Annotated in this window: 4 protein-coding genes; all 4 read right to left on the minus strand. The window is 39.3% G+C overall.

The window, feature by feature from the left end:
* Positions 1 to 98: 98 nt before the first annotated feature.
* Positions 99 to 3,461 (minus strand): SusC/RagA family TonB-linked outer membrane protein, encoded by a 3,363-nt coding sequence (locus YW9_RS0102260; RefSeq protein ID WP_040353621.1) that lies wholly within the window; start codon positions 3,459 to 3,461, stop codon positions 99 to 101.
* Between the two features lie 530 nt (positions 3,462 to 3,991).
* Entirely contained in the window at positions 3,992 to 4,963 is a 972-nt protein-coding gene (locus tag YW9_RS0102265) for a leucine-rich repeat domain-containing protein (RefSeq protein WP_155848700.1), read from the minus strand.
* A gap of 78 nt (positions 4,964 to 5,041) precedes the next feature.
* Positions 5,042 to 5,140 carry a GIY-YIG nuclease family protein gene (locus YW9_RS13240; RefSeq protein WP_081615883.1) on the minus strand — a complete coding sequence of 33 codons (99 nt, stop codon included), beginning with the start codon at positions 5,138 to 5,140 and terminating at the stop codon, positions 5,042 to 5,044.
* A 158-nt stretch (positions 5,141 to 5,298) separates the two neighbouring features.
* Positions 5,299 to 7,527, minus strand: coding sequence for a TonB-dependent receptor family protein (locus tag YW9_RS0102270; protein ID WP_026193753.1), 2,229 nt, complete (start codon positions 7,525 to 7,527; stop codon positions 5,299 to 5,301).
* Positions 7,528 to 7,874 lie beyond the last annotated feature (347 nt).

The following is a 7,874-nucleotide window of genomic DNA, read 5'->3' on the forward strand; positions in this document are numbered from 1 at the left end:
TTACTATTTCTCTTAAAAAGGACTTCGACTTTACTCAGCCTGACAAGTGAATGCCATTACCTTTTTAGTGAGACGAGTCGTGTCTCGTCCCTACGGCGTTAAAACCCAACATTTACCGTCAATGTAAACTGTTTTGGCGTTGGTAGCGATACCCCACCTGAACGGTAATACTCGGGGTCTTGACCTTTAAGACGTTTGTCCGAATAAATCAAAAACGGATTGGTAACCTGCCCACGTACATTGATGGTACTCAAGCCGAATTTCTTTGCATAATGTTCTGGAACGTTGTAACCAAGTGAAATGTTTTTCATCCGCACGAAACTTCCGTCGGCTACCCTATTTTGCGAATAATTGTAGGTATTATACGCCCGTTCGATATTCTCCTCGCCAATAAGTCGGATTAAATCTTGCGAAGGCAACGCAGGAACTTCTGTTCGCCACTCATCACCTGGGGCAATCCATCGGTTGTAATATTCGGTCGAAAAAACATTTAGGTCGGCAAAGGCTGGGTCGAACGACGGATTTAACCGAATTTTATTCCCTGCCTGTGCTGTGATGAAAAACGAAAACTCCCAATTCTTATACTGAAAGGTGTTCGACAAACCACTATTCACATTTGGCTCAATCGAACCGTGATAAATCAAATACGTTTTAGAATACTGGGCGTCCAGAAAGTCGGCTCCCGCAATGTTACCATACGCTCGGTTATTAAGCGGATACAAGCCAAAATCAAAAGTCGGTAATCCGTACGAATTCAAACCTTGATAGTTGAACGAAAAGAGCGACCCTTTCGGAAACCCAACGATGTTCCCACGTCCTGCCCCAGCAACCATATCAAAGGTGTTGGGCGTATTGAGCAATCGGGTGATTTCCTGATTCATATAACTTATGGTGAAGTTGGTCGTCCATTTGAAATCGTCCGTCAAAATGTTTTTAGAATTTAAAGCCAATTCCACACCTCGCGTACGCATATCGCCAAAGTTAGCGTATTTGTAGTACTGTCCACCCACGCCCGAAGTGCGGATAAGGTCAATCAGGTCGAACGAATTACGTTGATACACGTCAATGGTCGCATTCAGCCGATTGTTGAAAAATCCAGCATCGATACCAATGTTCAATTCGTACATTTTCTCCCACGTAAGGTCACGATTTTCCAAATGGAGAATACGCAGTGCATTTTCGCGGTCTTCAAATCGGAAACGATTTAAAATCTGGTTTTTGTACACCGCATTCGAGTTGATGGCTTGTTCGTTCATCTTGGCGGTAAGCCCGTAACTGGCACGGAAAGCAAGAGTTGAGAAATAGTTTTGGTCTTTCATAAAACTTTCTTGGTCTATGTTCCATTTTCCACCAATATTCCAAGTAGGAAGCCATTGCGAACGGCTGTTTCTACCTGCTGTATTCGACCCCTCGTAGTTAAGCACCGTGTTGAAAATGTATTTCCCTTGGTAACCATACGTACCACTTAGTGAGAAGGTTACTCCGCGTTCGTATCGCTCCAAAAGCGAGAAATAATCTGTTCCTTCATTTAATAATTTTTGGAAAATAAGCGGATTGGTAAAGATTTGATTGCCTTTATCGTACTGAATGCCGTATCCTTGAAACGGATTTACGCTGCGGTCAGCCGAACGAATTTCGGCAAAGCCAAACCCTTTGATGTCGTGTTCGCCCAATTGTTTGTTGTAATCCAACGCAAAACGAGCTTGGTAACTTTTGAGGGTGGTTTCGGTTTTGTTGAAAATTCCGCCGTGAGTCAGACCTACTTTAGGTTGCAAAAGCGGATTATCCTTGTCTTTTATCAGATAGATGTTCTGCTGAGCCACCCAAGGAGTTTCGTTGGCACGAAAAGCCTGAACTACATTCGAACCCTCTTTGATGAAATGCGATGTCGCTGTAAAAGCTTGTCGTGTAGAAAGCAATACAGTTGCTTCCAAATCGTTATTAAACTTGTAAGAGGCTTCTCCTTGTATTTTGAAGTCTAACAGATTTATATTTAGATAATTATTTTGGTATTCGTTTAGAATATTGAACGGAGCCCAATTGTTGCGATAGTATTCCAACTCGTCATTACTGCTACGCGGACGAAGCGTTCGGCTAGTGGATAAAGCATAGGAAAAAGGATTGATGTCAAAATCACGCTCGAACGAACCAAGGGTAGTATTCTTGCGTTGCGTGAATGTTCCTGGTGCTTTTTGCTGACGCATATTTCCTTGTGCGGAAAGTGTCGTTTTGAATTTATCGTTGATGTAGAATGTATTTTTGAGATTAGCCGTTATGCGTTGTACATTGTCGGTAATTGTCCAGCCACCATCATTATAAAATCCGATAGAAGCATACGTTGTGGTGTTTTTGCCTCCGCCCGAAAAAGTAATGGTATGATTCTGAATGGGATTAAGCGTAAAAAGATGGTTGAACCAATCGGTATTGGCGTATTCGCGTTCTTTGAAAAAAGCTCGTTTGCCTTCTTCCGTATTTTCATAGTAATATGTTCCTGTATTGGGATTAATCGTGTTGATGCCTTTGTACCACTGATAATAAATACCACTGCGTCTGCCATAAAGAGCATCGCGTAAACCGAAATATCCTTTATTAGCCAGTTCTTGGTAAACGGACATTGTTTCTTGTGAATTTAACAAATCAAAATCTGCATACGAAGGTATCTGACGAAAACTTTGCTCGTAGGAGTAGGTAATGCGATTTGGGGTGTCGCGTTTGCCCGATTTGGTTGTGATAACAATCACTCCATTTAAGGCTCTCGCTCCATAAACGGAAGTCGCCGAAGCATCTTTAAGTACTTGAATATCCTGAATATCGGTAGCATTAAGCCCGGCTATAGCAGAACTTATAAGGGTTACGGCATCGCCCGAAACCAATTGGTCGAGACTAAGAGAAACTAAGTCCTCATACACCGCTCCGTCGATAACCCACAGCGGTTGCACATTCCCAATGATGGAAGCCCCGCCACGAATGTTGATGCGTGGTGCCGAACCGAATGTACCCGTCACGTTTTGAATGGAAAGCCCCGCTACACGTCCTTCGAGCATACGCGAAACGTCAGCCACGCCGTCCATTTTTATTTCGTTCATTTTTACCGAAGCCGAAGCCCCTGTAAAAACACGACTTTTTATCTTCTGATAGCCCGTAACAACCACCTCACCGAGTTGCTCAGTTTCTTCCTGAAGTGTAATCTTCAGATTATTGGACGTTATTTTTACTTTCTTCATCTGGAAACCAACATAGCTCACCTCCAATGTTTGCCATTGTTCGCCTCTGATGGTAAATTTTCCTTCCATATCGGTAGTAACTCCCACATTCCTTTCTTTGAGAATTACGGTTGCCCCTAAAAGCGGTTCGCCTTTGGCATCAGTTACTGTTCCTTTAATATCCGTCTGTGCCAATGCCCACTGCGAACATAACAAAAGTACGCTATATAGTAGTTTCTTTATCATTGATTGATTCATAAATGATAATCTTTGTAATTTATTATTTTTTAAAATTATTAAGGTACAGACAGGACGTGTCCTGTTCGTACATAAAAATCATTAAAAGGTTTTCTCACATATTTTATAAAATATCAAATGATATTTATCTATTTCATCAGTGTTTTATTCAGATATCAATTGATATTTGTCTGTTTCATCAGTGTTTTGACTAAAATACAATCGTACATTCAGCATTTCACTCGTGTTTTAAATAAAATACAATCGTACATTCGGCGTTTCACTCGTGTTTTAACAAAAATACAATGTTGCACGAGCTATTCCACCTCTGTTTCAATCAATGTAATTTTTTATTTTTATTGTTTCATCAGTGTTTAGTGCTGTCAGGCTGAACAAAGTCAAAACTTTGTATGTTTATGAAGCTTCATCATATACCCCTTTTTCACGGATTTCGCTCAGCCTGACAAAAACACTTCCTTTTTAACACATCATTCTTTTATAACACAACCAAAAGAAATTGACAAAAAATAAAGGCTAACAACCAATTACCATTATATCTCCTTCCAAAGGCGATTTTTAATCCTCCCCACCTTCCAATTTTTATTTTTTACAGCTCGAATCTGTGCTTGAGTAGGCATATCATTGCCCTCCTTAGCTTTTCCTTCAACATCTAAACTTATGACAACAATTTTCCCTGGATTATTCGCGTCATTTACTACTTTTGGTAATGCCATAAGTAGGGAATTCATATTTGCCCCTTTTATATAATTTGTATGACACACTATCTGAAATAATTTTGGATTTTTACTTATATCCAATGTTTTTAGCTGATTTTCGGAACAATTAAAGTAACTCAACATTGCATTTCTGCTTACATCTATAGTAGTTAACTGATTTTTGGAACAGTCAAACTCCCACAAACGTGAATTTTTGCTTACATCTATAGTTGTCAGATGATTATCGACACAGGATAATCTTCGCAAATCAGGATTTTTGCTTACATCTAACCTACTTAGCTGATTCTTTCCGCACGATAAATAGAACAAAAGCGGATTGTTACTTACATTTAACCCTTTCAACTGATTTATATAACATTCTAAAATCTCTAAAGCGGGATTTTTACTTACGTCCAAAGCAGTCAGTTTTTGACCTAAACATTGTAATTGTGATACCTTTCCGTAAATTACTACCGTTTGTGATTGTAACGTATATTCAACATACTTAGGAAAAGTGGTTACTTTTTCTTCGGGTTGTTGCTCTCCGTCGTTGTTGAGGTCTATCCAAACATTAGGACGATTAGGAATTTTGGCTTCAATTCCAATTTTCAATACTTCCCCCTTTTCTTTGGCGGTTTTCAAAACCATATACCCCTGCTTAGCCGCTTCTGGGTTGATTTTGGCTTCACTAATAGTTGTATTACTATCATTGTCATTTCCTCCCTCATCTTTACTACAACCATTCATTAATTGTGTAGTAGCTATCATACCGATAGCCAACATACTGCGGAAAAATACTTTTCTCATTATCAAAGTTAGTTTTAAAATTATTTTTTCTGTGTTTTTCGTTATCACTTTTTTCACTTTGCATTTACATTGTATCCCTTATTGATGCTGAACAAAACGTTCTTCCACATTGTTCGTTACTCCTGTGTAATAAGAATTATCAGCATATTTTAATATGTAAACAAAATATAAATTCATTTACGTCACTTCATATTTGATAACTTTTCTGTCATTTCGATCGGAGTCGAGAAATTATCGTCACAAAACTTATGTGTTATGTAGGCTTCGACTTCGCTCAGCCTGACAAAACCAACTTTGCTCAGCTTGACAGACTCAGTATCAATCTGCCTAACAAACTAAAACTTCACATTTACCCCTGAATAAATTCCAAAAGGATGTCCTGCTCGTAAGCCCGAAGGATGTCGCGACACCAAATAAGTTTTATTCGTTAGGTTGATAGCGTTCAGTGTAAGTGTCAAATACTTATTCACACGAGCCCTCGCCGATGCATCAATAATGGTATGTGCAGGGATTTTGTTATGCTCCGCAATACGTCCCTGCCCAGGTGTGGTACGCATATCACCATTGTAACGCACCCCGATATTCAGCTCAAAACCTTTGTACTCCGCCCCCAAACTCGCATTGAAACTATGTTTGTTGATGTACGGAATTTCATCGCCCACAAACACACGTCCCCACGTATTTTCTTCGAAAGAATTAAGCATCTCGGTATCGGTGTAGGTGTATGAAATCTGTAAAGGCAATTTGAATTTGCTCGTTTCGGGCATTGGCTGATAATGTACCAAAAATTCCGCTCCTTTTACTTTGGCTTCTCCCACATCGAATTGCTCCAATGTTCCGCTACCTCCAGCCGCTGCCAAATCGCTTCCCAACATATTGCTATATTTGTTGTAAAAACCAATGAGTTCGGCAGTTAAGTTGTTGGTTGTATATCGAGTCCCTAATTCCCAATTCACGCTACTTTCAGGTTTTTGATTCATTCCTGCACTTGGTGGCGAAAATCCTTTATGAATGCCTGAAAATACTGACCAAACGGGCAAAATCTTGTAATGTATCCCCAAACTCGGAATGAAAACTCGTGCGTAATTATCTACCTCACGACGGATTTTCCCCGAACGGCGAACATCATTCTTTGTATAATCTTTTTTATGCAAATCGATATCTTCGTAACGCAATCCAGCAGAAAGGGTAAGCGAACGATGAGTGATTTTCGTCAGTAAATACGAGGCTAAAGCAGTTGCCGAAGTAATTCGGTTGGCTTGTGAACCGTGAATTCCCGCAAGGAAAAGCTGCATTTGTCCGTCTTTTATGGAATAACTATCATCCCACTGAAAACGATCTTCTGCATCGGCGTGATAGCGTAAACCTGCTTCCACATCGATGAAAGTTTCACCTATATAGAAATGATAATCGGCTTTGGTTTGTAATCCTCTGGAAAAATAATCCCGATTGTTGGCACGAACGATAAGCCCTTCACCGATGTAATCCACTTTTCCTGTCAGAATATCAAAATACAAATGATTGGTTTCGGGGTCTTCCAATACGGCATTGATAGAACGCTTTTCGGCAGAAGTAATTCCTGCTTTCACGTCGTTGAGTTTGTACCAATTTCGGTGGAATTTTGTATAATACGCATTGGAAGTTATCTTAAACTTTGAAGAAATGTTGATGACGTACGTCCCTACCCACTGCTGATGCTTGGTTTTCATATTATCCATACGCGAACCTGCATAGCGAAGGAAGGGTGTTGTTTTGAAATCGGTTTCGGAAACGCCTACATAGGTTTCATCGGAATTTTCGTCGGCATACCCAAATTTAAGCTCAAAAGAATGATTTACGCCCTCTTCTTTATCGGTTTTTGTCATCATTTTGGCGATAAAATCATTACGTTTGAAACCTGCGTGTTGATTATCGGCAAACTTTTTAAATCCGTCGGACTGGTAACGCAAATATTCTACCAAATATCCGAAATGTTTGCGTTTGTCGCCCAAATTAAAATGACTTTTGAAGGTAGCATTTGTTCCGTAAGAAGTGGTGAGTTTCCCTGAAAATTTATTGGGAATGGGCGTGGAAACCATATTGATAGCCCCTCCGGTAGTGAAAGGACCATATTGCACTTGGCTACTTCCTTTAAGAACCTCAACGGCAGTCATTCGAGCCGCATTGGGGAAATAATACGCCGCTGGAGCAGAATACGGAGCAGGTGCCGCCAAAATGCCGTCTTCCATCAATGTGATTTTCTCACTTCGTTCGGCTTTGGTTCCCCGCAAACTGATATTAGGACGAAGCCCATAACCATCTTCCTCATAGCTGTTTACACCAGGTACGGCTTTGAGCATTCGGTTGATGTCGGTATAACCCAATTTTACGATTTCGGCAGGTGAAATATAATACGCTGAACCTGTTCTGTTTCGAGCTTGGAATTTACTTCCGAGTATTTGGTTGGCACTGATAACTACCTCTTCTAACTGTTGAATGGAATCTTTTTTTTGTTCCTTTTCCTGAGCGAAAACACTCATAGCCGTCAGAAGAAATAAAAAAGAACCTATCTTTTGGTAACACATAAAAACTTCTTACGATTTTTATTTAGATTATTTTTATAAGGCACAAAAGTAAAATTTATTTAGAATAAAGCCAAATAAATTTCTTTGAAAAAATGAACTGCTTACTTAAAAATTTCAGAAGAATAATGTAATTATTATCAAAAAACCTGTCTAAACTTTTTTGAAGGAAAAGTAAAAGTTCCAAGAATTTTTAGCATTTTTGTTTTGCATAACAAAATGAAAATCAAGGAACTTTGAGCAAAGATATAATAAAAAAATGGATTATTTCCCATTTGAGTATCGGAAAAAGAGGATTTAAAACAAAATTTGATTTATCATTAATTTTTCTTCTGATAGTCAAACGATTA

Origin of the sequence: Capnocytophaga cynodegmi DSM 19736, assembly GCF_000379185.1 — a bacterium.
GTDB lineage: Bacteria > Bacteroidota > Bacteroidia > Flavobacteriales > Flavobacteriaceae > Capnocytophaga > Capnocytophaga cynodegmi.

Bases quoted from the DNA above. Each gene is read 5' to 3' on its own strand.
- YW9_RS0102260 (WP_040353621.1), bottom strand. From the start codon at position 3,461: ATGAATCAATCAATGATAAAGAAACTACTATATAGCGTACTTTTGTTA.
- YW9_RS0102265 (WP_155848700.1), bottom strand. From the start codon at position 4,963: ATGAGAAAAGTATTTTTCCGCAGTATGTTGGCTATCGGTATGATAGCT.
- YW9_RS13240 (WP_081615883.1), bottom strand. From the start codon at position 5,140: ATGAATTTATATTTTGTTTACATATTAAAATATGCTGATAATTCTTAT.
- YW9_RS0102270 (WP_026193753.1), bottom strand. From the start codon at position 7,527: ATGTGTTACCAAAAGATAGGTTCTTTTTTATTTCTTCTGACGGCTATG.